The sequence below is a fragment of the Herbaspirillum sp. 3R11 genome (genome assembly GCF_004563925.1).
Taxonomy (GTDB): domain Bacteria; phylum Pseudomonadota; class Gammaproteobacteria; order Burkholderiales; family Burkholderiaceae_D; genus Herbaspirillum.
Window position 1 is genome coordinate 969,238 of record NZ_SPNJ01000001.1, and the last position, 25,059, is coordinate 994,296.

Annotated in this window: 23 protein-coding genes and 1 tRNA gene; 11 read left to right on the forward strand and 13 right to left on the reverse strand. The window is 61.2% G+C overall.

Features of this window, described 5'->3' with window-relative positions:
* Positions 1 to 12: 12 nt before the first annotated feature.
* From E4P32_RS04585 to E4P32_RS04600, 4 genes are read right to left on the reverse strand one after another with little or no spacing between them, the layout of a single operon-like run.
* A complete protein-coding gene (locus tag E4P32_RS04585) occupies positions 13 to 1,299 on the reverse strand; it encodes an FAD-dependent oxidoreductase (protein WP_116433056.1) in 1,287 nt (428 codons plus the stop codon).
* Positions 1,296 to 1,673, reverse strand: a complete 378-nt coding sequence (gene nirD, locus E4P32_RS04590; RefSeq protein ID WP_116433898.1) for a nitrite reductase small subunit NirD — start codon at positions 1,671 to 1,673, stop codon at positions 1,296 to 1,298. The genes E4P32_RS04585 and nirD overlap by 4 nt, the downstream gene beginning before the upstream one ends.
* 21 nt (positions 1,674 to 1,694) lie before the next feature.
* Positions 1,695 to 4,268 carry a nitrite reductase large subunit NirB gene (nirB, locus tag E4P32_RS04595; protein WP_116433055.1) on the reverse strand — a complete coding sequence of 858 codons (2,574 nt, stop codon included), beginning with the start codon at positions 4,266 to 4,268 and terminating at the stop codon, positions 1,695 to 1,697.
* 13 nt (positions 4,269 to 4,281) lie between these two features.
* Entirely contained in the window at positions 4,282 to 5,637 is a 1,356-nt protein-coding gene (locus E4P32_RS04600; RefSeq protein ID WP_116433054.1) for an MFS transporter, read from the reverse strand.
* A 498-nt stretch (positions 5,638 to 6,135) separates the two neighbouring features.
* On the opposite strand from E4P32_RS04600, the gene E4P32_RS04605 reads away from it, so the two are divergent.
* Both E4P32_RS04605 and E4P32_RS04610 read left to right on the forward strand, forming a co-directional pair.
* Positions 6,136 to 7,584, forward strand: coding sequence for an aldehyde dehydrogenase family protein (locus E4P32_RS04605; RefSeq protein WP_116433053.1), 1,449 nt, complete (start codon positions 6,136 to 6,138; stop codon positions 7,582 to 7,584).
* Positions 7,565 to 8,509 carry an AraC family transcriptional regulator gene (locus tag E4P32_RS04610; RefSeq protein ID WP_116433052.1) on the forward strand — a complete coding sequence of 315 codons (945 nt, stop codon included), beginning with the start codon at positions 7,565 to 7,567 and terminating at the stop codon, positions 8,507 to 8,509. The genes E4P32_RS04605 and E4P32_RS04610 overlap by 20 nt, the downstream gene beginning before the upstream one ends.
* Here the strand turns inward: E4P32_RS04610 and E4P32_RS04615 are convergent.
* Positions 8,506 to 9,696 (reverse strand): crosslink repair DNA glycosylase YcaQ family protein, encoded by a 1,191-nt coding sequence (locus tag E4P32_RS04615; RefSeq protein WP_116433051.1) that lies wholly within the window; start codon positions 9,694 to 9,696, stop codon positions 8,506 to 8,508. The genes E4P32_RS04610 and E4P32_RS04615 overlap by 4 nt on opposite strands.
* 177 nt (positions 9,697 to 9,873) lie before the next feature.
* Here E4P32_RS04615 and E4P32_RS04620 point away from each other — a divergent pair, with 177 nt between their 5' ends.
* Positions 9,874 to 10,380, forward strand: a complete 507-nt coding sequence (locus E4P32_RS04620; protein WP_116433050.1) for a DoxX family protein — start codon at positions 9,874 to 9,876, stop codon at positions 10,378 to 10,380.
* Positions 10,381 to 10,415: 35 nt separating this feature from the next.
* Positions 10,416 to 10,706, forward strand: a complete 291-nt coding sequence (locus E4P32_RS04625; RefSeq protein WP_116433049.1) for a YciI family protein — start codon at positions 10,416 to 10,418, stop codon at positions 10,704 to 10,706.
* A gap of 84 nt (positions 10,707 to 10,790) precedes the next feature.
* On the opposite strand, the gene E4P32_RS04630 is transcribed toward E4P32_RS04625, so the two are convergent.
* Positions 10,791 to 11,360, reverse strand: a complete 570-nt coding sequence (locus tag E4P32_RS04630; protein ID WP_116433048.1) for a TetR/AcrR family transcriptional regulator — start codon at positions 11,358 to 11,360, stop codon at positions 10,791 to 10,793.
* A gap of 174 nt (positions 11,361 to 11,534) precedes the next feature.
* On the opposite strand from E4P32_RS04630, the gene E4P32_RS04635 reads away from it, so the two are divergent.
* Entirely contained in the window at positions 11,535 to 12,221 is a 687-nt protein-coding gene (locus E4P32_RS04635) for a glutathione S-transferase (protein ID WP_116433047.1), read from the forward strand.
* A 137-nt stretch (positions 12,222 to 12,358) separates the two neighbouring features.
* Here the strand turns inward: E4P32_RS04635 and E4P32_RS04640 are convergent, their stop codons facing one another.
* The gene (locus E4P32_RS04640; RefSeq protein ID WP_116433046.1) at positions 12,359 to 13,102 is read right to left on the reverse strand and encodes an SDR family oxidoreductase; all 744 of its coding nucleotides are present in this window, start codon (positions 13,100 to 13,102) and stop codon (positions 12,359 to 12,361) included.
* 492 nt (positions 13,103 to 13,594) lie between these two features.
* Here E4P32_RS04640 and E4P32_RS04645 point away from each other — a divergent pair, with 492 nt between their 5' ends.
* Together E4P32_RS04645 and E4P32_RS04650 are read left to right on the forward strand one after the other, a co-directional pair.
* The gene (locus E4P32_RS04645; RefSeq protein WP_116433045.1) at positions 13,595 to 14,350 is read left to right on the forward strand and encodes an SDR family NAD(P)-dependent oxidoreductase; all 756 of its coding nucleotides are present in this window, start codon (positions 13,595 to 13,597) and stop codon (positions 14,348 to 14,350) included.
* Between the two features lie 43 nt (positions 14,351 to 14,393).
* Entirely contained in the window at positions 14,394 to 14,786 is a 393-nt protein-coding gene (locus E4P32_RS04650; protein WP_116433044.1) for a VOC family protein, read from the forward strand.
* 65 nt (positions 14,787 to 14,851) lie between these two features.
* Here E4P32_RS04650 and E4P32_RS04655 read toward each other — a convergent pair.
* Together E4P32_RS04655 and E4P32_RS04660 are read right to left on the reverse strand one after the other, a co-directional pair.
* Positions 14,852 to 14,941 (reverse strand) — tRNA-Ser (locus tag E4P32_RS04655).
* 54 nt (positions 14,942 to 14,995) lie between these two features.
* Positions 14,996 to 15,799, reverse strand: coding sequence for an SDR family oxidoreductase (locus E4P32_RS04660; RefSeq protein WP_116433043.1), 804 nt, complete (start codon positions 15,797 to 15,799; stop codon positions 14,996 to 14,998).
* A 369-nt stretch (positions 15,800 to 16,168) separates the two neighbouring features.
* Here E4P32_RS04660 and E4P32_RS04665 point away from each other — a divergent pair, with 369 nt between their 5' ends.
* Positions 16,169 to 16,933 carry a sulfite exporter TauE/SafE family protein gene (locus tag E4P32_RS04665; protein WP_116433042.1) on the forward strand — a complete coding sequence of 255 codons (765 nt, stop codon included), beginning with the start codon at positions 16,169 to 16,171 and terminating at the stop codon, positions 16,931 to 16,933.
* Positions 16,934 to 16,950: 17 nt separating this feature from the next.
* On the opposite strand, the gene E4P32_RS04670 is transcribed toward E4P32_RS04665, so the two are convergent.
* The 4 genes from E4P32_RS04670 to E4P32_RS04685 all read right to left on the reverse strand — a co-directional run bounded on the left by E4P32_RS04670 (position 16,951) and on the right by E4P32_RS04685 (position 21,278).
* Positions 16,951 to 17,877 carry a LysR family transcriptional regulator gene (locus tag E4P32_RS04670; RefSeq protein ID WP_116433041.1) on the reverse strand — a complete coding sequence of 309 codons (927 nt, stop codon included), beginning with the start codon at positions 17,875 to 17,877 and terminating at the stop codon, positions 16,951 to 16,953.
* A 99-nt stretch (positions 17,878 to 17,976) separates the two neighbouring features.
* Positions 17,977 to 19,452, reverse strand: coding sequence for a diguanylate cyclase (locus E4P32_RS04675; RefSeq protein ID WP_116433040.1), 1,476 nt, complete (start codon positions 19,450 to 19,452; stop codon positions 17,977 to 17,979).
* Between the two features lie 140 nt (positions 19,453 to 19,592).
* Positions 19,593 to 19,949: a VOC family protein gene (locus E4P32_RS04680; protein WP_116433039.1), complete on the reverse strand. Its 357-nt coding sequence runs from the start codon at positions 19,947 to 19,949 to the stop codon at positions 19,593 to 19,595.
* 90 nt (positions 19,950 to 20,039) lie between these two features.
* The gene (locus tag E4P32_RS04685) at positions 20,040 to 21,278 is read right to left on the reverse strand and encodes a glutamate carboxypeptidase (RefSeq protein WP_116433038.1); all 1,239 of its coding nucleotides are present in this window, start codon (positions 21,276 to 21,278) and stop codon (positions 20,040 to 20,042) included.
* A gap of 312 nt (positions 21,279 to 21,590) precedes the next feature.
* On the opposite strand from E4P32_RS04685, the gene E4P32_RS04690 reads away from it, so the two are divergent.
* Genes E4P32_RS04690 through E4P32_RS04700 form a run of 3 tightly spaced genes read left to right on the forward strand, consistent with a single transcriptional unit; the run spans position 21,591 to position 25,059 of the window.
* Positions 21,591 to 22,451, forward strand: a complete 861-nt coding sequence (locus E4P32_RS04690; RefSeq protein ID WP_116433037.1) for a MaoC family dehydratase N-terminal domain-containing protein — start codon at positions 21,591 to 21,593, stop codon at positions 22,449 to 22,451.
* A 45-nt stretch (positions 22,452 to 22,496) separates the two neighbouring features.
* On the forward strand, positions 22,497 to 23,666 hold the full coding sequence (locus E4P32_RS04695; RefSeq protein ID WP_116433036.1) for an acyl-CoA dehydrogenase family protein: 1,170 nt from the start codon (positions 22,497 to 22,499) through the stop codon (positions 23,664 to 23,666).
* Positions 23,667 to 23,676: 10 nt separating this feature from the next.
* The gene (locus tag E4P32_RS04700; RefSeq protein WP_116433035.1) at positions 23,677 to 25,059 is read left to right on the forward strand and encodes an MmgE/PrpD family protein; all 1,383 of its coding nucleotides are present in this window, start codon (positions 23,677 to 23,679) and stop codon (positions 25,057 to 25,059) included.

Below are 25,059 nucleotides of genomic sequence, written 5' to 3' on the forward strand. Positions count from 1 at the left end.
ATAGTTTCCTGGTCAGGCTGCCTGGGTGCTTTGGGTTTCGCTTTGCGCTTGGCTGGATACGGCTTGACCGAACAACAGTTGATGACGGATGGCGGAAATGTCGCCGCCTTTCTGGATCAGGTCGAAGTACCACGGACCGTCCTTGACGTCGCCGTACAGAACCGCACCGATCAAGCGGCTGCCTTGCAGCACCAGCCGTTTGTAAATGCCGCGACGCGGATCACGCAGCACCAGGTCTTCGGTGTCTTCTGCGCCGATGAAGTCGCCGGCCGAATACAGGTCGACGCCGGTGACCTTGAGCTTGGTGGCGGTGGCTTGCTGCACATAGCGGCGATGACCGGCGCCGGCCAGATGGGCGCCGCAGACGCGCGCCTGATCCCAGATCGGCGCGACCAGGCCGAAGGTGGCCTTGCGGTGCTGCACGCATTCGCCGACGGCGTAGATGCGCGGATCGTAAGTCTGCAGCGTGTCGTCGACCACGATGGCGCGGTCGCAATGCAGGCCGGCGTTTTTCGCCAGTTCAATGTTGGGGCGTACGCCTGCGGTCATGACGACGAGGTCGGCCGGGATTTCAGCGCCGTCCTTGAAGCGCACCGCCGTGACGCGATCAGGACCGACGATTGCATCAGTCTGTGCATTGAGCAGGAAGCGCAGGCCCTTCATCTCCAGCGCCTTCTTCAGCAGCGCGGCGGCAGGCTTGTCGAGTTGCTGATTCATCAGGCTGTCGGTGACATGCACTACGGTCACGTCCATGCCTTGACGCAGCAGGCCGTTGGCCGCTTCCAGGCCGAGCAGGCCGCCGCCGATCACCACCGCATGGCGATGGTTGCGCGCAGCGTCGAGCATGGTGTGGACGTCCTGGATGTCGCGGAAGGCGATCACGCCCGGCAGTTCATGGCCCGGCACCGGGATGATGAACGGCTTGGAGCCGGTCGCCAGCAGCAGGCGGTCGTATTCGATCTCGACACCGGCTTGCGAGCGCACGGTGCGGCGACGGCGGTCGATTTTCTCCACCGGATCGCCGGCGTGCAGCGTGATGTTGTTCTGCACATACCAGTCGCGCGTGTTGAGCATGATGTCGTCCATGCTCTTGTCGCCCGCCAGCACCGGCGACAGCAGGATGCGGTTGTAATTGCCGTGCGGCTCGGCGCCGAATACGGTGATGTCGTACAAATCCGGCGCCAGCTTCAGCAATTCTTCAACCGTACGCATGCCGGCCATGCCGTTGCCGATCACGACCAGCGACGGTTTCTTTGCGGAAGCGATTGAAGACTCAGCAGGTGCCGGAACGATAGTCATGCGCCCACCCACACCTTGCCGTGTTCGATGCGCGCAGGGTAGGCGCTGACCGAATGTTCGGGCGCTTCAATGCATTCGCCGGTCTGCAGGTCAAAGTGTTGCTTGTAGATCGGCGAGGCCACCACGATGCGTTCGCCGATGCTGCCGACCAGGCCGCGCGACAGCACCGAGGCGTCCGCATTCGGGTCGTAGTTGCCGATGGCGAATACCCGTGCTTCTTTTTGTGCATCGCTATCGCCGCCTTCGATGACGTGGAACACCGCCACCTGTTCGCCGCCGATCAGCGCGCAGACGCCGGTGTTGGGCACGATGTCGGCGATGTCGCAGACTTCAGTCCAGTGTTCGCAATTGTTGAGTTGTCGGTCGCTGTGCATGTTCATTTCCTCTCTCAGGAATCAGATCGCTTCTGCGACCACAGGAATATCGATCAGCTTGCGCTCGGCAACCGTAGCCGGGCGGATCTGGCCGCGCTCGTCGACGAACTTGACGTTGTTGTCGGCTTCCTTGCTGTTGACGAAATGGCGGAAGCGCTTGCGTGTCTCCGGATCGGTGACGGCCTTCTTCCATTCGCATTCATAGGTGTCGACCACGTGCTGCATGTCGGCTTCCAGTTCGGCGGAGATGCCGAGCTTGTCGTCGATCACCACGCTCTTCAGATAGTCGAGGCCGCCTTCGAGGTTGTCGCGCCAGGTGCTGGTGCGTTGCAGACGATCGGCGGTGCGTACGTAGAACATCAGGAAGCGGTCGATGTAGCGGATCATGGTCGCCTTATCGAGATCCGAAGCGATCAGTTCGGCATGGCGCGGCTTCATGCCGCCGTTGCCGCAGACGTACAGGTTCCAGCCTTTTTCGGTGGCGATGATGCCGACGTCCTTGCCTTGCGCTTCCGCACATTCGCGGGTGCAGCCGGACACGCCGAACTTGATCTTGTGCGGCGAGCGCAGCCCCTTGTAGCGGTTCTCCAGTTCGATCGCCAGGCCGACGCTGTCGTCGACGCCGTAGCGGCACCAGGTCGAGCCGACGCAGGACTTCACCGTGCGCAACGACTTGCCGTAGGCGTGGCCGGTTTCAAAGCCGGCGGCGATCAGTTCTTCCCAGATGTCCGGCAATTGCTCGACGCGGGCGCCGAACAGGTCGACGCGCTGTCCGCCGGTGATCTTGGTGTAGAGGCCGTATTTCTTGGCGACCTGGCCGACCGCGATCAGGCCGTCCGGCGTGACTTCACCGCCGGCCATGCGCGGCACGACGGAGTAAGTGCCGTCCTTCTGGATGTTGCCGAGGAAGTAGTCGTTCGAATCCTGCAGGCTGGCGTGCTCTTTCTTGAGCACGAAGTCATTCCAGCAGGAGGCCAGGATATTGGCCGCGACCGGCTTGCAGACGTCGCAGCCAAGGCCTTTTCCGTGTTGCGCCAGCAGGTCGCCGAAGCTCTTGATCTTGTTCACGCGCACCAGGTGATGCAACTCCTGGCGCGAATAGGGGAAGTGTTCGCAGACGTGGTTGTTGACGGCCAGGCCTTGCTTCTTCATCTCGGCCTTCATCACTTGCGTCACGAGCGGCACGCAGCCGCCGCACGCGGTGCCGGCCTTGGTGCAACTCTTGAGATCGCCGATGTTGGTCACACCGGACGCCACTGCCGCACACAATTGGCCCTTCGACACGTTATTGCAGGAGCAGATTTGCGCGGAGTCCGGCAGGGCGTCGACGCCGAGGCCGACCTTGGCCTTGCCGTCGGCTTGCGGCAGGATCAGGAACTCCGGCGACTCCGGCAGTTCGATGCGGTTGAGCATCATCTGCAGCAGCGTGCCGTATTCTGCGGCGTCGCCGACCATCACTGCGCCGAGCAAATGCTTGCCCGATTCGGAGACCACGATCTTCTTGTAGATCTGCTTGCGCTCATCGGTGAACTGGTACGAACGGCTGCCGATTTCCTTGCCGTGCGGGTCACCGATGCTGGCGACGTCCACGCCCATGAGCTTCAACTTGGTGCTCATGTCGGCGCCGTTGAATTGCTGCACTTCGGCGGCGTCGTTCAGGTGCGCCAGCATGTGTTTGGCGGCGGTGCGCGCCATGTCGTAGCCGGGCGCCACCAGGCCGAAGATCTTGCCGTTCCACAATGCGCATTCGCCGATCGCGTAGACGTGAGGATCGGAAGTGATGCAACTGTTGTCGATCACGATGCCGCCGCGGTCGCCGACCTTGATACCCGACTCGCGCGCCAGTTCGTCGCGCGGACGGATGCCGGCCGAGAACACGATCATGTCGGTGTCGAGGTGGGTGCCGTCCTCGAAGTTCATGCGGTGGGTGCCGGTCTTGCCGTCGACGATTTCCAGCGTGTTCTTTTGCGTGTGGGCGGTGACGCCGAGGTCCTGGATCTTTTGGCGCAGGATGCGGCCGCCGCTCTCGTCGATCTGTACCGCCATGAGGCGCGGGGCGAATTCGACCACGTGGGTGTCCAAGTTCATGTCGCGCAGCGCCTTGGCGCATTCCAGGCCGAGCAGACCGCCGCCGATGACCACGCCGGTCTTGGAACGCTTGCCGCACTCGAGCATGGCTTCGAGGTCTTCGATGGTGCGATAGACGAAACAATCCTTGCGCTGGTTACCCGCGACGGTCGGAACAAAAGGGTAGGAACCCGTGGCCATGACCAGCTTGTCGTAGGCCAGCGTTTCGACGGCGCCGTTGATGTTGACGGTGACGGTCTTGCCGACGATGTCGATGTGCTGCGCCTTGGCGTTGAGCTTGAGGTCGAAGTCCACTGAACTCTTGCCGGCGTCGAAGAAACCGGGCGCAACCAGGGACAGGTCGTCGGCGGATTTGCCGGCGAAGAATTCGGACAGGTGCACGCGGTCGTAGGCCGGACGCGGCTCTTCGCACAGCACGGTGACCTTGATGTTGGCGGCGCCGCTTTCAGCCAGCGACTCCAGGAATTTGTGACCGACCATGCCGTGGCCAATGACGATGATGTTCATGATCAGGTTCTCCTCAGGCGGGAATGTTGTTTGCTGCGACGGCCAGTGTCGGCTCGTCGTTCTTGTCGCTGGTGGTGAAGCGCACGGCAACTGCACACAGCGCCGAGACCGTCACGAGCACGCCGAGCATGCTCAGTGTTTGCTGGGTGTCGCCCAGGCCCTTCATCAGGAAGCCCGCCAGTACCGCGCCGACATTGCCGCCAGCGCCGATGATGCCGGCCACGCCGCCCAGCGCCTTGCGGTCGATGAACGGCACCAGCGCGTAGGTCGCGCCGCAGGCCATGTGGGTGAACAGGCCGAAGCACAGCATCGCGATGACTGCCATCGTGACGCTGCCGGCGTGGGCAAACCACAGCAAGCCGAGGCCTTCGCCGAGCATCATGATGAACAGCAAGGTGGCGCGGCGATTCAGGCCGCCCCGCAGCGCCACCTTGTCGGAGATGATGCCGCCCAGTGCGCGAGCAAACAGCGCCAGCAGACCGAAGCTGGCGGCGGCGATGCCGGCGCTCTTCAACGACAGGCCGAAGTGATCGACATAATAGATGGCGGCGATGTTGTGGATGAAGATTTCCACGCCGAAGCAGGCGCCGTAGGTGATGAACAGCATCCACACGCGGTAGTTGGCGCTGGCGGCGCGGAAGCTGGCCCAGCCACCTTTTTTGCCGCTTTCGATGGCGATGCCGGCAGCGCGCAGTTCGTCGAAGTTGCCTTGCGGGCAATCCTGCGTGAAGTGCCAGTAGACGGCTGCCATCGCCAGCATCATCAGGCCCGGCACCAGCAGCGCCACGCGCCAGCCGAGGTTGTCGCCCACGCCCAGCATCAGCATCGCGGCCAGCAGCAGCGGCATCAGGCCTTGCGCTACGCCGCCGCCGGCATTGCCCCAGCCGGCGGTCGCCGCGTTGGCGGTGCCGACCACATTGGGGGCGAACATCACCGAGGTGTGGTACTGGGTGATCACGAAGCTGGCGCCGACGGCGCCGATGCACAGGCGGAAGAACAGGAAAGTCTCATAGGTCTGCGCGAAGCCGACGCCGATCACCGGGATGGCGCCGATCAGCAGCAGGCCGGTGTAAGCCTTGCGCGGACCGTAGCGATCGCACATTGGGCCGATCACCAGGCGCACCAGGATGGTCACGGCGACGGCGGCGATGTTGATGTTGGCGATTTGCTCGATGGTCAGGCCGAGCTGGCCCTTGATGACCGGCATCAGCGGCGCGCAGGCAAACCAGGCGAAGAAGCAGACGAAGAAGGCCATCCAGGTCAGGTGGAAGGTGCGCATCTGCGGCGTGCCCATGGAGAAGAGCTGGATCTTGCTCGCCTTGCTGGTGCTATTGCGGGTGATGTCTTTGCTGTCAGGAGTTGCGGCCATTTTTATCCCGTTAAAAACAAAAAGGCGCCCGCTCAACAAGGCATGAATGCCAAGCTAAGCGGACGCCGTTGTCCTGCAGATCCGTCTTTAGATCGGCATTAAAAATAGTGAAAGCTGCTGGATCGTCGTTGATCCATGCACGGACATATGCAAAGCCTGTGCCAGAAAGCTGGATTCCCTGATGGCACGTGGCTTGCAGGCCGGTTTCGTGGTGCGGTAGGCTGGCCGGTTGCGGGATGGTTTGCAACGATATATGTCATGTTGTGATGTGTCTCGGTGCAGCCTGCTCGCAAATGGTGCGGTGCGTCGGGCGTTTTCGGCCCGCGCCCGAAATCAGGGAAACTCAGTGAAAACAGGGAGAAAAACTTGCCGTCGCGCAAGCTGCGAAGACTAAAAATCCGGCACTTTGCAGGATCAGGCAATCGTCCAGCAGCATTGGTCTACCGCCGCGGAGGGCGCGGCTCTTACCATGGCTTCACGTCATTCACAGGAGCCGACATGCAACATATCAACGAGATCTACATCAACGGCCGCTTCGTCCAGCCGCACGGGACCGAAGTCATGGAACTGATCAATCCGTCCGACAGGACCGTCATCGGCGCCGTACGCCTGGCCGACGAGGAGGATGCGCGCCAGGCCATCGCCGCCGCCAAGGCCGCCTATAAAAGCTGGTCGCGCAGCAGCAAACAGGAGCGCGCCGGTTACCTGCAAGCGATGCATGACGCCATCCAGCGCCGCGCGCCGGAACTGGTCGAGGTCATGATCCGCGAGTACGGCGGCTCGCGCCGCTCCTGCAGCGCCACGGTGGCGCGTTCGGCCAACAGCTTCCTGCAGGCGATCGGATTGCTGGAGAGTTTCGACTTCGTGCGTCAGGCCGGCACCGCGCGCGTCATCATGGAGCCGCTCGGCGTGGTAGGCCTGATCACACCGTGGAACGCCAACTACGGCTTCATCTGCAGCAAGCTGTCGACCGCGCTGGTGGCAGGCAGCACCGCCGTCATCAAGCCCAGCGAACTGAGCGCCATGCAGACCCACCTGCTGACGCAATGCCTGCACGAAGCCGGCCTGCCGCCGGGCGTGTTCAACATTGTCACCGGTCGCGGCGACACAGTCGGCGCCGAGATCACGCGCCATCCGGACATCGCCAAAATCTCCTTCACCGGTTCCACCGCCGTCGGCAAGCAGATCGCCCGCGGCGCGGTCGACACCATGAAGCGCGTCACGCTGGAGCTGGGCGGCAAGTCGCCCAATATCCTGCTCGACGATGCCGACCTGGCGACGGCGATTCCTCAGGCGGTGACCGCGGCCTACTTCAACAACGGGCAGGCCTGCCTGGCGGCGACGCGCCTGATCGTGCCGGAACAACGGCTGGAAGAAGTAAAGGTGTTGGTCAGGCAAGCCGTGGCGGCGATGAAGGTCGGCCATCCCGGCGACGAAGATACGATGCTCGGCCCGCTGGTCACGCAAAAGCAATACGAACGCGTGCAGAGCTACATCCGCCTCGGCATCGAAGAGGGCGCTGAACTGCTGACCGGCGGCGAAGGCCATCCCGAAGGACTGGAGCAGGGCTATTTCGTCAGGCCGACGGTGTTCGTCAACGTCACCAACGACATGCGCATCGCCCGTGAAGAAATCTTCGGCCCGGTCTTGTCCATCCTGACCTACCGCACTGAGGAAGAAGCGATCGACATCGCCAACGACACCGTCTATGGCCTCCACGGCTATGTCAGCGGCGCTGATATGGAGCGCGCCAATCGCGTGGCCTCGCAGATCGTCGCCGGGCGCGTCTTCATCAACGGCCTGTACGACGAACCGCGTGCACCATTCGGCGGCTTCAAGCAATCCGGCATCGGCCGTGAATTCGGTCCTTACGGCCTGGAAGCCTATGTTGAACCGAAGGCCGTGATTGGTTACGATAGTGCGATCCATGAAAACACCCGCCGCTGATTCCATTCACACTTCTCCAGCCGCACCGCTTGCGCGGTTGCGGGCGCAGGTCGCCGCGCATTTCGACGGCGTGCCTGCGGCGCAGCGCGACGTGCACACCGCGATTCACTGGCTGTCCTTCATCCGCCTGAGCCAGCCGACCGCGCTCAGCCGCGGCATGCTGGAGCCGTCGATGTGCCTGGTGGTGCAGGGCGGCAAGAAAGTATTGATCGGTAAAGAGGTCAATGAATACGGCGCCGGCAGCTACGTGCTGTCGGCGATTGACCTGCCGGTGTCGGGCCAGGTGGTAGAGGCCACGGCGGCGCAACCGTATTACGGCGTGCGCCTCGATCTCGATCCCAAGGAAATCGCCGCGCTGATTATTGAGCTCAACCTGCCTGCACCGCCGCGGCGCGGCACGCGCGTCGGCGCCTACGTCGATGAATCGGATGCCGGCTTGCAGGACGCTTTCCTGCGGTTGGTGATGCTACTGGAGCAGCCGAAAGACATTCCGGCGCTGTCGCGCATCCTCAAGCAGGAGATCATGTATCGCCTCATCGCCGCGCGCAACGGCGACGTGCTGTACCACACCGTGCTGTCGCATTATCAGGAAAAGGGCGTCAACGAAGCCATCCAGTGGATCAAGGCCAACTACGCCGAACCGATGGTGATCGACGACCTGGCCCGGCGTGTACGCATGAGCGTGTCGACGCTGCATCATCGCTTCAAGGCTGCCACCGTCATGAGCCCGCTGCAATACCAGAAGCAGACGCGGCTGTTGGAAGCGCGCCGCATGCTCATGACCGGCAGCATGGAAGCCGCCACCGTCGCCTATGAGGTTGGCTATGAAAGTCCTTCGCAATTCAGCCGCGAATATCGCCGGTTGTTTGGCGCCTCGCCGTTGCAGGATGTCGAGTTCCTAAAGCAGAACGCCGTCGAAACTTAGCGCTCCGTCGGCGGCAGGATGATGCGCATCGACTGCTTCTGGAATTGCTCGAAGCGGTGCAATTCCTGTTCAATCGCGCTCTTGAGTGCCTTCGATTTCTTCTCTATCCATGTCCATTGCTGCACCAGCAGCTTGCCGCTCTTGCGATCCATCTTGAGATCTAGCGCGGCGACGATGCGGTCGCCCATCAGCACCGGCAAGGCGAAGTAGCCGAGCACGCGCTTGTCCGCCGGCACATAAGCTTCGAAGCGATGTTCGTAGCCGAAGAACAATTCCAGCCGCTTGCGCTGGATCACCAGCGGATCGAAGGGCGAGAGGATGTGCACGCGTTCGCTCGATGCCGGATCGACGAGGCCGTCGGACAAGGCGTCGAGCAGCGCCGGCTCGGCCCAGTGCTGCTGCCTGGGTGCACCTTCAATATGCACCGCCACCAACTGCTTGCGCTTGACGGCGGCGGCGATCAGTTCCTTCACCAGCGGCTTGGCCTGCACGCTGCCATAACAAATCGAATCGAGACTGACCACGCCCTGCGCCTTGAGTGCACGGCGCAGCAGGTATTGCGCGAACTGTTTTTCCTTCACGGGTGCGGGACGGCGCGGCCAGTCGAAATGACGGGCAGCAAGATCATAGGTCTTGAGCATGCCGGTGCGCTTGCTGATCACCAGGTCGCCGATGAAGAAGCCCCAGCGCAGCGCGCGCTTCGACGGCTTGCGGCTACCCCAGGGATGGGTCTTTTCTTCCAGCACGTCATCGTCGATGTCGCGGATCGAGAGGCCGCCTTCTTTGCGGATACGCTTGAGCAGCGCGGCGTAGTCGGCATCGTCGACGCCGGCGAAAGAGGCGTGCGGATTGAGGCGGCGCCGTTCCATCTCCGGCAGGAAATGGCGGAATTCGGCGGTCGGCACATAGGCCAGCGCATGCGTCCAGTATTCGAACACCGACTTGTCCACCGACTGGGCCTGCTCCAGATCCGCCAGCCGGTACTCGGGAATGCGCGTGTACAGGATGTGATGGTGGCTGCGTTCAATCACGTTGATGGTGTCGATCTGGACATAGCCGAGATGCTCGGCCGCCAGCTGAACTGCGCTCGCGCCGCTGCCGAAGGGCGCGGTCGTGTCGAGACGCTGGGCGCGCAGCCAGATGGCGCGCGCCTGCGCCGCAGAAAGGGGAATTGAAGTCGTGCTCATGAACCTGTGTACAGTCATCGGAGATTGAGGGTGATTGTAGAGAATTTGCCATCTGCGCGTGCGGCGCCGGCACTATTGGCGCGTGCCGAATAGTCAATTCGCCTGCAGGCCATTTATCTCCCACACCGTAACCGCGATGATGGCGTCTTGCTGCCATCAACCGGATACAGGTGCTTCGTGCAAAAAACTTCTCCGATCACGATCACAATCACGACTGCGCCGGCTGCCAGCCGCTTCGTCTTTCCCACGCTGGTGCGCTGGTATGCGCGCGGAGAGGGCGCCGCTTATGCGCTGTTGCGCTTCGGCTACGGCGCCATCATTTTTACCCACGGCCTGCCCAAGGCGCTGGGGGTGTCGCACGGCTCGATGGCCGACCCGATGGGCGGCTCGATACGCCTGATCGGCGACGTCATGGGCTTGCCGTTCGCGCCGCAACTGGCTTTCCTGGTGATGCTGCTAGAGACGGTGAGTGCTGCCATGCTGGCGCTGGGCCTGTTGACGCGGCCGTTGGCCTTGCTCATGTTTGTTGAAATGATCGCCATCAGTTATGCGATGGGGCCGACCTGGCCGTGGATCGATCGCGGCATCGAATATCCGGTCTTGCTGGGGCTGGCGGCGCTGTACATGGTGCTGCGCGGTGGCGGTGCGTATTCGCTGGACAGCCGAATGAAGCGGGAAATATGAAACCTGAACCAACTCACTTGTCAGAAAGAAACGCCATGAAATTCATCAACTATCTCGCCTACACAGACAACCAGCAACTGCTGGCCGAACATGCGCCGGCCCACAAACGCTACGTCAAGAGCCTGCTCGACGCCGGCAAGCTGGCGTTCGGCGGGCCGTTCCCGGACGGCAGCGGCGGTTTGCTGGTGTATGAAGTCGCCTCAAGGGAAGAAGCCGAATCCCTGCGCGACCAGGATCCGTTTGCGCTGTCCGGCGTGTTCGTGCAGTCGGAAATCAAGCCGTGGCTGTTGCTGGCGATCAATCCGGAGTTGTCGATCCAACAGTAAAGACGCATCCGCATCCACATCCATCAATCAATCAATCAGGCTTTCACCGGGCCATTTTTTGTACCGATTTCCCGTCAGTGAAAATCAGGGAATGAAACCCGCGTTGCGATAGCTGTCGACGATTTCATCGTAGACGGTAATGTCGCCATGGCCGCGCGCCATCAGCTGCGCACCGCCGATCGCTGCGAAGATGCTCATCGCCTGGCGCCGCACGGCTTTCTTTGATTTGGATTCCGTTGCATCTTGCGTGAGTACTTCGGTCAGCCAGTCGACGTTGGCGTCGTTGAAGCGATTGACCTCGGCGCGTACTTCCGGCGGCAAGTCGTTGTGCTCCGCCGACATGATGCCGCACAGGCACATGCGGTTGTCATCGGCCAATGCCGCCCGGAAGATCTCCGCATATTTCTTCACACGGGTGCGCGCGTCTTTATGCGCCTCCATCAGATTGCCCAGATAGGTGATGCCGTCTTCGGTATAGCGGCGGGCGAGGGCCGCGCCGAGGTCGCCCTTGGTCGGGAAGTGATAGTGCACGCTCGCGCTCTTGATCCCGACTTCTGCCGCCAGGTCGCGAAAACTCAGCGCGGTATAGCCATGCGCCTGCACCGTCTTGCGAGCGGCGGCCATGATTTTCTCGCGGGTATCGATTGCACTCATGATGAAACAAACCTCTCTATCGGTAGATAGTTGTTGACAGGGTTATTGTACTACTCTATTGTCTATCTACCGATAGATAGATGAATTAATTGGTAAGCAACATCCGAAATATCCAATCAGCAACTTGAATGCAGATCGATTCAACAACAACCAGTCAGAAAAGGAAAAGTAACAATGAAGATTTATGACCGCCCCGGCTTCCCCAATCCAGCCCGCATCCGTATCGTACTGGCGCAGAAGAACCTCGACTCTCAGGTGACGTTTGAATCGGTCGACCTGATCGGCGCCGAGCACAAGCAGGCCGCGTTCCTCTCGAAGAATCCCTCGGGCGTGCTGCCGCTGCTGGAGCTCGACGACGGCACCTTGATCTCGGAAAGCACCGCGATCACCGAGTACCTCGACAACCTCGACGGCAATCCGGTGCTGACCGGCCGCACGCCGAAGGAAAAGGCGATCATCCACATGATGCAGCGCCGCGCCGAAAGCGGTCTGATTGACGCCGTCGGCATCTATTTCCATCACGCGACGCCAGGATTGGGCGGCGATCTGCAAAAATACAAGAGCCCGGAATGGGCGCACCGCAAGGAATGGGGCGAACGTGAACGCGCCAAGGCGCTGCAGGGCATGGCGTATTTTGACGGCATCCTGCGCGACAACAGCTACGTCGCGGGAGAGCAATTCTCGATGGCTGACATTACGGTGTTTGCCGGCCTGGCGTTTGCTGAAGTTGCGGGAATTCCGATCGCTGCCGAGTTGAGCGCCTTGCAGGCATGGCGTGCGAAGGTGGCGGAGCTGCCTGCAGTGAAGAATCGCAGCGGCCAGGCTTTTGTTGAAGAGGATTTGCGTCGGTTGGGATTTTAAGTCAACGACCGCAGTTCGGTCGTTTGCTGCAAGATGAGAGCGCCGCCTTTCGCGAGAAGGGCGGCGTTTTTTTGCGTCGGATATTCGATTGCGATTGTCTCGTTGATTCTTTCTACCGCCAAATCGACGGAAAAAATCTAGGTCAGATTCAGACCACCATCGGCCATCAATATTTCCCCGGTCACGTATTGATTGGCGGCCAGCATGATGGCCAGTTGGGCGATATCCGCCGGCACGGCGGCGCGGCGCATGGGAGAGCGGGTCTGCCAAAGCGTGTGCGCATCGGCCCAGTCGGCGGTCAGCGGGGTGTCGACCAGGCCGGGCGCGATGGCGTTGACCCTGATATCGGGAGCCAGGGACAGGGCGAGTAATTTTGTCATGTGATTCAGCGCCGCCTTGGTCGCCGCATAGGGGATCGACGCGCCCTTGGGGCGAACACCGGCGTGCGAGCTGATGTTGATGACGCATCCCGGCGTACCGGACTTCGCGGAATTTTTCAGCGCTTCTTCCGCCAACGCAATGAGGCGGAATGGCGCAACCACGTTGACTTCGTAGAGCTCATGCCAGATATCCGGCGATGCGGCGGACAGATCGTCGTGAGGAATTACGCGACTGATCCCGGCGTTGTTGACGAGGACATCCAGTCGCCCGTAGTGCGCAATGGTTTGTGCAATCAGACCGGTGCGGTCTGCTTCAACGGCGAGATCGGCCTGGATGTAAAACGCCGCAGGCAAAGCGGCCGCCAGTTTTTCACCTGTCTCAACAGATGACCTGGAGTGGACGACGACGGCGTAGCCTGCCTCCGCGAAAGCGTGTGCAAGCGCCAGGCCGATTCCCGACGTGGATCCCGTGACCAATGCGACTGGAAGTTCTGAATTCATAGGCTGTCAAATTTGCATGGAGAGGTAAAAAAGATACTGCGGCAATTCCCGTGATTCATTTTTCCCGGTGGAAGAGCGCAGGGCATCGCTGCATCGTACGGGATCAATGGCGCTGCGGCAACGCAACTGCTTTTTTTCTGTATTGACCGCCGTTTAGATTTTCGGCTAAACTCGGCTCCGCAGTCGATTCACCGATTGCCGTAGGCGTTACCGTCATCCAACGCGTCCCATTCGAGAGGAGCCCAGCAGGGCAGTTCCCGATGATTCAGGACGCCGTTACGATGACCGCATATTCTGCCCTCCTGGGCATACGCCTATCTGAAATGTTCAGATTACAGATTTGCCAGTTTTCGATATCCGCCGCTTGCGCCAGGACATCGGCTGGACCGTGTTCGCCTTGTTGATTCTTCACAAGGCGATCCGGAGGGAGAGGCAGAACCTTGCGGCTCTGGTTGGCGGCTTTACCGCAACCGAACCACAAAGGTATTTTTCATGAAACTCACCAACAACACCATTCTCTTGACGGGCGGCACCAGCGGCATCGGCCGCGCGCTGGCCGAGGCGCTGCATGATCGCGGCAATCGTGTCATCGTCACGGGGCGCCGCCAGGCGCTGCTTGACGAAATGACCAACGCTCGTCCCGGCCTGGTCGGGCTGCAACTTGATGTGGATGACGCTGCCTCATTGGCGCAGCTGTCCATTCACATGCGTGAACGCTTTCCGCAACTCAACGTGCTGATTGCGAATGCGGGAATATCGCACACCGAGGATATGGCGTCTGATGACTGGACTGCGAACGATGCAGAAGCCATCGTCCGGACCAACATCCTGGGCGTGCTGCGCGTCGCGGCGGCCATCCTGCCGCTGCTCAAGGGCAAGCCCAACGCTGCGTTCCTGGCGACCAGTTCCGCGCTGGCCTTCGTGCCGCGTGCGGATTTCCCGACCTATTGCGCCAGCAAGGCATTCCTGCATTCCTGGCTGCAGTCGCTGCGGCACCAGATGCGCGGTTTTCCGATCGAGGTGCTGGAGCTTTCGCCGCCTTACGTGCAGACCGCGTTGACCGGCGCCCATCAGATCAATGATCCGCGTGCTATGCCGCTGCAAGACTATCTGGCGGAGGTTCTGCGCATGCTGGAAAACGGCGACACGCCGCGCGGCGAAGTGCTGCTCGAGCGCGATCTTCCACGACGCTGGGCGGAGCGCGACTCGGGCTACGACGCCATGTTTGCGCTCATGAATCCGGCTTGATCAACAAGCATCCTTATTCCTGAATTTACGAAAGCATTTTCATATGACGACTCAATGCACCGGGCCGCTGAATCATCTCAGCCTGCCCACAAAAAATCCCATCGCCACCGCTGCCTTTTTTGAACAGCATTTCGGCTGCCAGATTGTCGCCGTCGGCGAACATATCCTCCTGAAACGAGATGGCTTCGACATCGTGCTCGATCACACCGACGATGAAGTCAGCTGGCCCGCGAATTTCCATTTCGGTTTCGAGATGGCTACCCTGGCGGAGGTGAAGCACCTTTATCGGACCTTCAAGGAACAAGGCGTGCTGATGGAGACTGAGGTGTTCAACAATTCACGCGGCTCGCGGTTCTTTTGCCGCATGCCGGAGGGGATCATGATTGAGGTGAATACGCGGGAGGACAGGGCGGAGAGCTGGAAGAAGTTGTTCTGATTCGTTTGCAGACGTTTCTCGTTCACAAAACAAAAAACGCCCGTAAAGGGCGTTTTTTTAATAAGTGGCGGAAGGTGTGAGATTCGAACTCACGAAGGGCTCACACCCTCGCCAGTTTTCAAGACTGGTGCATTCAACCGCTCTGCCAACCTTCCTGCGCAAGCCGGGCATTATACATGACTCGCCCGGCCTTCGTTCTTTTCAGATTTTTAGAAAATTCCCGGATAGGCGCCGCCGTCCATCAGCACGTTCTGGCCGTTGATGTAGCCGGCATGCTTGCTGCACAGGAATGCGCAGGTGGCGCCGAACTCGTCCGGGTCGCCGAAGCGGCCGGCAGGGGTTTCAGCCATGCGTTGTACGCGGACTTCTTCAGGTGTTTCTCCGGTCAGTTTGGCAGAGCCGACGAAGCTGCTGCGCAAGCGGTCGGTTTCGAAGCTGCCGGGAAGCAAGTTGTTGATCGTCACGCCGCTCTTGGCGATGTGGCGCGAGACGCCGGCGACGAAGCCGGTCAGGCCCGAGCGGGCGCCGTTGGACAGGCCGAGGTCGTAGCGCGGGGCCTTGACCGAGCTGCTGGTGATGTTGATGACGCGGCCCCAGCCGCGCTTGATCATCTGGTCGACGGTGGCCTTGATCAGCTCGACCGGCGTCAGCATGTTGGCGTCAATGGCCTTGAGCCAGATCTCGCGATCCCAGTCGCGGAAGTCGCCCAGCGGCGGGCCGCCGGCGTTGTTGACGAGGATGTCGGGACCGTGGCCCGGCTCGCCGGCGATTTCGTCGACGGCGGCCAGCGCCTTGGCGCGGCCTTCGGGGGTGGCGATGTCGGTGGCGACCGCGATCACCTTGATGTTGCCGAGTGCGCGCAGTTTTTCAGCGGCCTGGTCGAGCGTGTCCTGGCTGCGTGCGACGATGACGACGTGGGCGCCTTCGCGCGCCAGGTGTTCGGCGCAGGCGTAGCCGAGGCCTTTGCTGGCGCCGCAGACGAGGGCGATTTTTCCTTGAAGTCCTAGATCCATGATTGCTGATTCCTTAATGTTGGGGTGTCACATTCTTGCGTGGTCGATACATTGCTGCGCCGGATTAAAAAATTTCATCGGGCGTTTCTGAGCAGATCGCGCGCTTCGCTTGTGACGGCGAAGGCTGGCTGATAAACTGGCGGACAGCTTGAGGAGGGCATGGCTGCGGTGTTGCGGACGATTCGATCATTTCTTTCGGATCAGGTAGATCGCCAGCGCAATGATGATCACCACGCCCGCTTCAAGTACTACTACCAGAACGCCGCTACTTCCGTTACTCACGCCTATCTCCTTTTTGGGTCGCCGGTTCGGCAAGTCCTCTGTGTCTTTGCAACGGGACTTGTCCGGCCAAGTGCGTACTTTACACCTATGATGCATTCTTTGTATTTCACCGTCGTGGTCAACTTCTTCCTCGGCGGCGTGCTCGGCGCCATCGGTGGTCTGTTCGGCATCGGCGGCGGCCTGATCGCGATTCCGGTGCTCGGATTCCTCTATGGTATGGACCAGCAACTGGCGCAGGGAACCGCGCTGGTGATGATCGTGCCGAATGTGGTGATCGGCTTCTGGCGCTACAAGCAGCGCAACAAGATCGAACTGAGCGCGGCGCTGCAGATGGCGGTGCCGGCGGTGTTCACGACTTACTTCGCGGCGCGCTTTGCGACCTCGATCGAAGCGCGCTCGCTGCATCTGGCCTTTGCCTTATTCATGGTGGTGCTGGCTTTGTACTACCTGTGGACCTTGCTACGCAAACAAAAGGAAATGATCCCACGCGCACGTTTGCCAAAGAAATACATCTTCCTCATGGGACTCGCAGCAGGCGCATCGGCGGGGTTCTTCAGCGTCGGCGGCGCCATCGTGGCGGTGCCGGGGCTGGTCGGTTTGTTCGGCATGACGCAGACTGCGGCGCAAGGCCTGGGTCTGGCGATGGTCACGCCGGGAACGCTGGTGGCGCTATGGACTTACGCCAGCGCCGGCCATGTCGACTGGAGTGTCGGCATTCCGTTGGCGCTGGGCGGCGTGCTCAGTATTTCCTGGGGCGTGGCGCTGGCGCATCATTTGCCGGAACGGCGCTTGCGCATGCTGTTCTGCGGCGCGCTGATTGCGATAGCCGCCTGGATGATGACGCACGGCTGAGCAGCCTTCCAACAAGGTCAGGCAGCTTCCTTCTCCACCGGCACCGGCGGCACTTGCGCCGTTTGCTGGCGAATAAATTCCACCAGATCGCGTGCGTACAGGGGCAGGGCATCGAGGCTCTGCACCACCATGCTGCGCTCGCGCACGCTCCACGGATCGGTCAGTTCGGTCAGGCTCAATTGCATGGTCTGCTTGTGACGCAGCGCCGCCGAGTGCGGCACGATGCCGATGCCGACGTTGGTCTCCACCATGCGGCACATCGCTTCAAAGCTGCGCACCTGGATTCGCAACTTCAGACGCTGGCCGCTTTCCGACACGATGCGGTTGAGGAAGTGATGCAGCGTGCTGCCTTCATGCAGGCCGACGTGTTCATATTCCAGTGTCTCGGCGAAGGAGACCTTGTCGATGCCGGCCAGCGGATGTTCCAGCGCCGTGGCGAGGACCAGCCGGTCGGTTGAAAAATTCAGTATCTCCAGTCCTTCTCCCTGCACCGGTCCGGCGACGATGCCGATGTCGGCCGTGCCTTCCTGGATGCCGCGCATGATGTCGTGGTTCAGCCGTTCTTCCAGCGCGACGTTGACCTGCGGATGCAATGTGAGGAATTTGCCGAGGATTTCCGGCATGAACTCCGTCACCGCCGTGGTGTTGGCGAAGATGCGGATATAACCCTTGATGCCGTTGTTGTACTGCTGCATGTCGCCCTTGAGGCGCTCGACCTGCTGCATGAATTGTTGCGCATGCGAGAGGAAGGTTTGGCCCGCCGGCGTCAGTTGCACGCCCTTGCTTTCGCGGTAGAGCAGGCGCATGCCGAAGCGCGTTTCGAGTTCCTTGATACGGTTGCTGGTCGCCGCCAGCGAGAGGTTCATGCGCTCGGCGCTGCGCGTGAGGCTGTTGAGTTCGGCGATCAGGATGAACAGCCGCAGGTCGGTGAGGTCGAATAGCATGATGTCTCTCTGAAGTGAGTGCCGGCATGCGGGAGCCGGTCTGTTTTATTCCGACTTATATTACGCCTAAAACCTGCATGCTTGTGGCAAGCGTTCCGATCACCTGGCCGGCACCACCTGGTTGCGTCCTTGTTGCTTGGCCTGGTACAGCGCCGCATCCGCCATCTGCAGCAGGCTTTGCGGGGTATCGCTCTGGCCCGGAACAACGACGGCAACGCCGATGCTCGCGGTGACCACATGGAAGGGCGAGGCAGTGTGCGGCAAGTCCAGTTGTTCCAATGAACGCCGGATGGCTTCGGCGATGTTGAGCGCGCTGTCGCGATCCGTCATCGGCGCGATAAAGACGAATTCTTCGCCGCCGTAGCGTGCCGCGAGATCGCCGGCGCGGCGCACATTGTTGCCGAGCAAGTCGGCAATGGCGCGCAGGCAATCATCGCCGCACTGGTGTCCGTAGGTGTCGTTGTAGGCCTTGAAATAATCCACGTCGAGCATGGCCAGCGCCAGCGGCTGGCCGCTGCGTCCGGCTCGGCTCCACTCGGCGGCGAGCACTTCGTCGAAGCGGCGCCGATTGGCGATGCCGGTCAGGCCGTCGGTCTGGCTCAGCGTGGCCAGCTTGCTATTGGAATCTTCCAGCTCGTGGGTGCGTTGCCGCACGCGTGCTTCCAGTCCACGCTCGCGCACGCGCAACTCATCCATCAGGATCGAGAAGCCGATGCCGACGATGCACAGCGTCAGGATGAACTCCTGTGCATGGACGATTTCCAGATGCACCGACACATCGCCGAAAGGCTTGTTGCCATTGGTCAGCATCATCGATACCGCGAGTGAAACCAGCGCCACCGTCAACGTCGTCCAGCGCGTGCCGAAGCGCACCGCGATGTACAGCACCATCGGCAGCAGCAGCGTCGGCGTCATCGAAATGCCGTCGACGGCGCCGCCGTAAGTCGAGAAAATCACCGCCGCCAGCGCGAGGATCACCAGCAGCGCCAGGGCATCCGACTTGCGCAATACGATGCGCTCATGATCGGCCGTTTTGGCCTGCGTCAGGGCCAACAGCAGCGGCGTGTAGATCATCATGCCAAGCGCATCGCCGAACCACCACAGGCGCGTCAGCGTCAGATACGGCGCGTCGGTCGCTATCTGCGTCTTGAGCACGGCAGCGGCCATCAGGCTCGCCAGCAGGGTGCCGACCAGCGGGCCGGCGATGGTGAACTTGCGCAGGTCTTCCACACGTTTCAGGTCGGACGATGCGCCCGCTCGTCGCATGAGCAAGTAGGTGACGACGACTTCGATCAGGTTGATGGCGCTCAGCTGCGTGGCCACGGGCAGCGTGAACACGGCCAGATTGGCGATGGTGTCGGAGCTGAAGGTCAGCATCGCCATGAGCCAGCCGCGTTGCCCGCGAAAACGCATCAGCGCCGCCAGCAAGACGGCATTGGGCAACCAGACGACGACCTCATTCTCAGGAGTGACGGCGCAGAAAAAAGTGAGCTTGACGCTGGCGAAATGCACCAGCGGCAACAGGACGAAAAACCACCAGCGTGGGCGCTCCCATGCCCGATTTGTATTGTTCATTGCTTCGTTGTAATCGTTCGTACCGGAACAGTACGTCGCAATTGTAACGTCAGAAAACACAACGGACCATGACGGCCCGTTGTGTTTGTGTTGCTATTTTTAGGAAGTTTCCACGGGGTATTTTTCTTCTGCGTCGGGGATTACTGCTTGATATGCGCCAGCACATTGACCAGTTTGCCGAACGGATCGCGGACATAAAAACGGCGCACGCCCCAAGGTTCGTCGGCGGGGCCGTATTCAAGCGGGAGGTTCATCTTTTGCACACGCAGCAGTGCAGTGTCGATATCGTCGACTTCAATCGACAGGTCCGGCACCGGCGTACCCGAGCCGCCTTCCGAGGCAAAACTGATCTGCACGTGCATCTGCTCATCCGAGCCATAGGTGGCGATCCAGCCGTGATCCATCAGGATGTCGAGCCCGAAGACGCCGCGATAAAAAGCTTCGGCCTGATCGACGGCTTCGGTACTGATGTTGGCGACAATGCGTTTTACCTTCATGACGTTCTCCTGCAGGAAAATCGGAAGCAATCGGAAGCAATGAAAACGGGCCGCGAGGGCCCGTTTTGACGTGCATGGTCAGGGAGGGGATTACTTTCCCTTGCCCATCGCTTCCATCATGCGCACCGTCAGGTACAGGCGCGGCACCACGCTGTCGAGGTCGGCCCATTCGTCGGACGAGTGGATGCGGTCGCCGACGATGCCCATGCCGTCCAGCACGATCGGCTTGCCGGTCTTGGGGTTGTAGGCGAAGCCGGCGTCGGTGCCGTAGCGCATGGATACCGGCGTGATCGACTTGCCCAGTTCCTTGTAGATGCTGTCGGCAGTGGCGGCCAGGTGGTCGCTGTCGGCGTTCTTGCTGAACGGCGGACGACGGTTTTCCACCTTGACTTTGACTTCGGTCTCGGGGATCAGCTTCTTCTGAATGATCTTGTCGGCATCGGCTTGCACGCGCTGGATTTCACCGACGTCGGACATGCGCATGTCGGCGGTGGCGCTGGCTTTTTCAGGAATGATGTTGACGCGGTCACCGGCCTGGATCACGGTCCAGTTGACGGTGGTGCCCTTGGCCTGGCTGCCGAGGTCCTTCAGCTGGATGATCTGGTTGGACAATTCCACGGCGGCATTGCGGCCGGCTTCCGGCGCCGAGCCGGCGTGCGAGGCGCGGCCCTTGACGTCGAGGTGGACGTAGGCGATGCCGTTGGTGGCGACGGTCACGACGTCGGCTTCAGGCGGTTCGAACACCAGCACGTAGTCCTGGTCGGCCGACAGCTTGGTGATCATGTCGCGCGAACCGAGCGAGCTTTTTTCTTCATCGGGATTGAACAGCACGGTCAGCGTCTTGTAATCCTTGAAGCCGCGTTCGCGTGCGATGTCGAGCGCGTACACGATCAGCAGTGCGCCGCCCTTGGCGTCGGCCACACCCGGACCGAAGGCCTTGTTGCCGGTGATCTTGAATGGCCGCTTGGTCGCTTCGCCGATGCCGAACACGGTGTCGTAGTGAATCATCAGCATGATGTTCTTGCTGCCGCTGCCTTGCAGCTTGCCTATCACCATCTTGCCGGCGGCCGGCGGCGCGGCGACGATCTCGACGCTGGCGCCGACTTCCTTCAGGCGCTGCGCCAGGATCGCTTCAACCTGTGCCAGGCCCTTGGCGTCGTCGGTGCCGGAGTCGATGTTGACCAGCGTGCCGAGGTCCTTGATCAGCACGTCCTTGCGTTTTTGCGCGGCTTGCAGAAGTGCGTTGTCGGCGTTGGTCTGCGCGAAGGACGCTGCCGAAGTAGTACAGGCGAGGGCGGCGATGAGCGACATCAGGTGGGTTTTCTTCATGGATCTCTCGTGGAATGTTGATTGAAGAACAAATTTTTGCCGCATGGATGGCGGCGTGTTGCCACTATAGCAGCGGAATGACGCCACGCAAATGTTGCGCAGTGACGCCGGCGGCAGCAAGGCGTCAGAGAAAATTCAATGAAAGGAATGATGCGGTCGCACATAAGTGACTTCACGTCAGACGATGCCCCCCTTCAGAAAATACAGATTGTTTTGACAACTTGCGGCGCTCAGACTCTGCTCCATTCGTGAACCGGCGCTCACTTGCTTTCGATCTGCCGCTCACCTCATTGAGACTTCACAGAGCATTCCATGAGCCAGCATGACATCGACCTGACGCTGTTGCGTCAATGGGTCGGCAAGACTGAAAGCCACAGCGACACCATCAACCCAGGCTTCGCCGCCGCACTGGCCGCCACGCTTGACCATCCGCAAACGCCGGTCGCGGGCGATGCTTTGCCGCCGTTGTGGCACTGGATCTATTTCTGGACCGCCTGCCGCCAGTCGGAAGTCGGCGACGACGGTCATCCGCGTCGCGGCGGTTTCCTGCCGCCGGTGCCGCTGCCGCGCCGCATGTGGGCCGGCGGTCGTTTGCGCTTTGCGGCGCCGCTGCCGATCGGCGCCACCGCGACCAAGACATCGCGCATCGCCAGCGTCGACGTCAAGAAGGGCAAGACCGGCGAGCTGGCCTTCGTCACCGTGGCGCACGAGATTGCGCACAACGGCAAGGTCGCGGTTCATGAAGAACACGACATCGTTTATCGCGGCATGCCGCTGCCCGGCGCAGCTCCTGTTGCACCGAAGCAGGCGCCGGCGGAAGCCGACTGGCGCCGCCGCATCGAGCCCGATCCGGTGCTGCTGTTCCGCTACTCGGCGCTGACCTTCAACGGCCATCGCATCCACTACGACCGCAGCTACGTCACCGGCGTCGAAGGCTACCCCGGCCTGATCGTGCATGGTCCGCTGATCGCCACGCTGCTGGTCGATCTGCTGGGTCGCAGCCTGCCGCTGGCGCGCCTGGTGGAATTCAACTTCCGCGCCGTCGGCAGCCTGTTCGACATCGAAGCCTTCGAGGTCTGCGGCAAGTTGTCGGCCGACGGCAAGCGCGCCGAATTGTGGGCGCAGAACCTGCGCGGCGAACTGGCGATGCAGGCCGAGGCCGTGCTGGCCTGACCAAAAAATTTCAGTCATTTCACTTAATCAGCAGGAGAACCATCGATGTCCCTTCAGTCCTCTCCGTCGGACGCCTATCAGGACTTGCGCGACGCCGTGCGCGATCTTTGCAGCACCTTCCCGCCGGAGTACTGGCGCAAGGTCGATGAAGCGCGTGGTTATCCGGAAGAATTCGTCGATGCGCTGACCAAGGCCGGCTGGCTGGCGGCGCTGATTCCGGCAGAGTATGGCGGCTCGGGACTCGGCCTGACCGAAGCCTCGGTGATCATGGAAGAAATCAATCGCACCGGCGGCAACTCCGGCGCCTGCCACGGCCAGATGTACAACATGGGCACCTTGCTGCGTCATGGTTCCGCCGAACAAAAGCAACTGTATCTGCCCAAGATCGCCAGCGGCGAATTGCGCCTGCAGTCGATGGGCGTGACCGAGCCGACCACCGGCACCGACACCACCAAGATCAAGACCACCGCCGTCAGGAAAGGCGACAAGTACGTCGTCAACGGTCAGAAGGTGTGGATCTCGCGTATCCAGCATTCGGACCTGATGATTCTGCTGGCGCGCACCACGCCGCTGGACCAGGTCAAGAAGAAGTCGGAAGGCATGTCGATCTTCCTGGTCGACCTCAAGCACGCCATCGCCAACGGCATGTCGGTGAGGCCGATCCTCAACATGGTCAACCACGAGACCAATGAACTGTTCTTCGACAACCTCGAAATCCCCGTCGAGAACCTGATTGGCGAAGAAGGCAAGGGCTTCAAGTACATCCTCGACGGCCTCAACGCCGAGCGCACGCTGATTGCCGCCGAATGCATCGGCGACGGTTACTGGTTCATCGAGAAGGCGGCGCAATACGCCAAGGAGCGCGTGGTGTTCGACCGGCCGATCGGCATGAACCAGGGTGTGCAATTTCCGATCGCCGACAGCTACATCGAACTGGAAGCGGCCAACCTGATGCGCTTCAAGGCCTGTGAATTGTTCGACGCCCACCAGCCCTGCGGCGCGCAAGCCAATATGGCCAAGTTCCTCGCCGCCAAGGCCTCATGGGAAGCCGCCAACGTCTGTCTGCAAACGCACGGCGGCTTCGGCTTCGCCTGCGAATACGACGTCGAGCGCAAATTCCGCGAGACGCGTCTGTACCAGGTCGCACCGATTTCCACCAACCTGATTTATTCCTACGTGGCCGAGCACATCCTCGGTCTGCCGCGGTCTTTCTGAGGAACCGGACATGAGCTCGAATTCATCCCATCCTTCACGCGTCCTGAGCGAGTTCCTCGCCGGCCTGCGCTACGAGGACATCCCCGCATCCGTGATCGCACGCACCGAAGACCTCTACCTCGACTGGTTCGCCTCGGCGCTGGCGGGCAAGGGCGCACGCCAGATCGACATCATGGAACGCTACGTCGACAAGATGGGACCGTCCAATGGACCCAGCACCATCCTCGTCAATCGCAAGAACAGCTCACCGTATTTCGCTGCTCTGGTCAACGGCGCTTCATCGCATCTGGTGGAGCAGGACGATGTCCATAATGGTTCCGTGTTCCATCCGGCAGCCGTGGTGTTCCCGGCGGCGCTGGCGGCGGCGCAGGATCTCGGCAAGTCGGGCGCCGAGCTGCTGGTCGCGGCAGTGGCCGGCTACGAAGCGGGTATCCGTATCGGCGAATTCCTCGGCCGTTCGCACTACCGCATCTTCCACACCACCGGCACGGCCGGTACCCTGGCCGCAGCGGTGGCGGTCGGCAAGCTGATGGGTTTCAATGCCGATCAGTTCCTGCACGCGCTCGGTTCGGCCGGCACGCAGGCAGCCGGTTTGTGGGAGTTCTTGCGCGACGCCGCCGACTCCAAACAACTGCATACCGGCAAAGCTGCCGCTGACGGTCTGCTGGCGGCCTATATCACACGCGATGGTTTCACCGGTGCGCAACGCATCCTTGAGGGCGCGCAGGGCATGGCCGCCGGCATGTCGACCGACGCCGATCCGGCCAAGCTGACCGATCGCCTCGGCGTGCGTTGGGCCACCGCCGAGACCTCGTTCAAATTCCACGCCTCCTGCCGCCATACGCATCCGGCTGCCGACGCGCTGCAGTTGCTGATGCAACGCGAAGGTTTGCAGCACGACCAGATCGCCGCCGTGAATACGCGCGTGCATCAGGGCGCCATCGACGTGCTCGGCCCGGTGGTCAATCCGCAGACCGTGCATCAGGCCAAGTTCTCGATGGGCACCGTGCTGGGACTGATTGCCGTGCATCAGAGTGCGGGGCTGGGCGAGTTTGAACAGCATGCGCTGCAGGACGGCAAGGTCAGCACATTCCGCGACAAGGTCCGGATGACGCTGGACGACGAGGTCAACACCGCCTATCCGGCGCGCTGGCTGGGACGGGTCGAGGTCGATACCGTTGACGGCCGTCATCTGAGCGCCGCCGTCGATGTGCCCAAGGGCGACCCGGACAACACCTTGTCGCGTCTCGAACTGGAAGACAAGGCGCAGCGCCTGATCCGTTTCTCCAACGCCGCCACGCCGCAGGAAACCGATCGCATCATCGCCCACGCCTGGCAGCTGCATGCCGCTCCCGCCGTGAACGATGCATTGAACAACTTATTCGCGAGATAA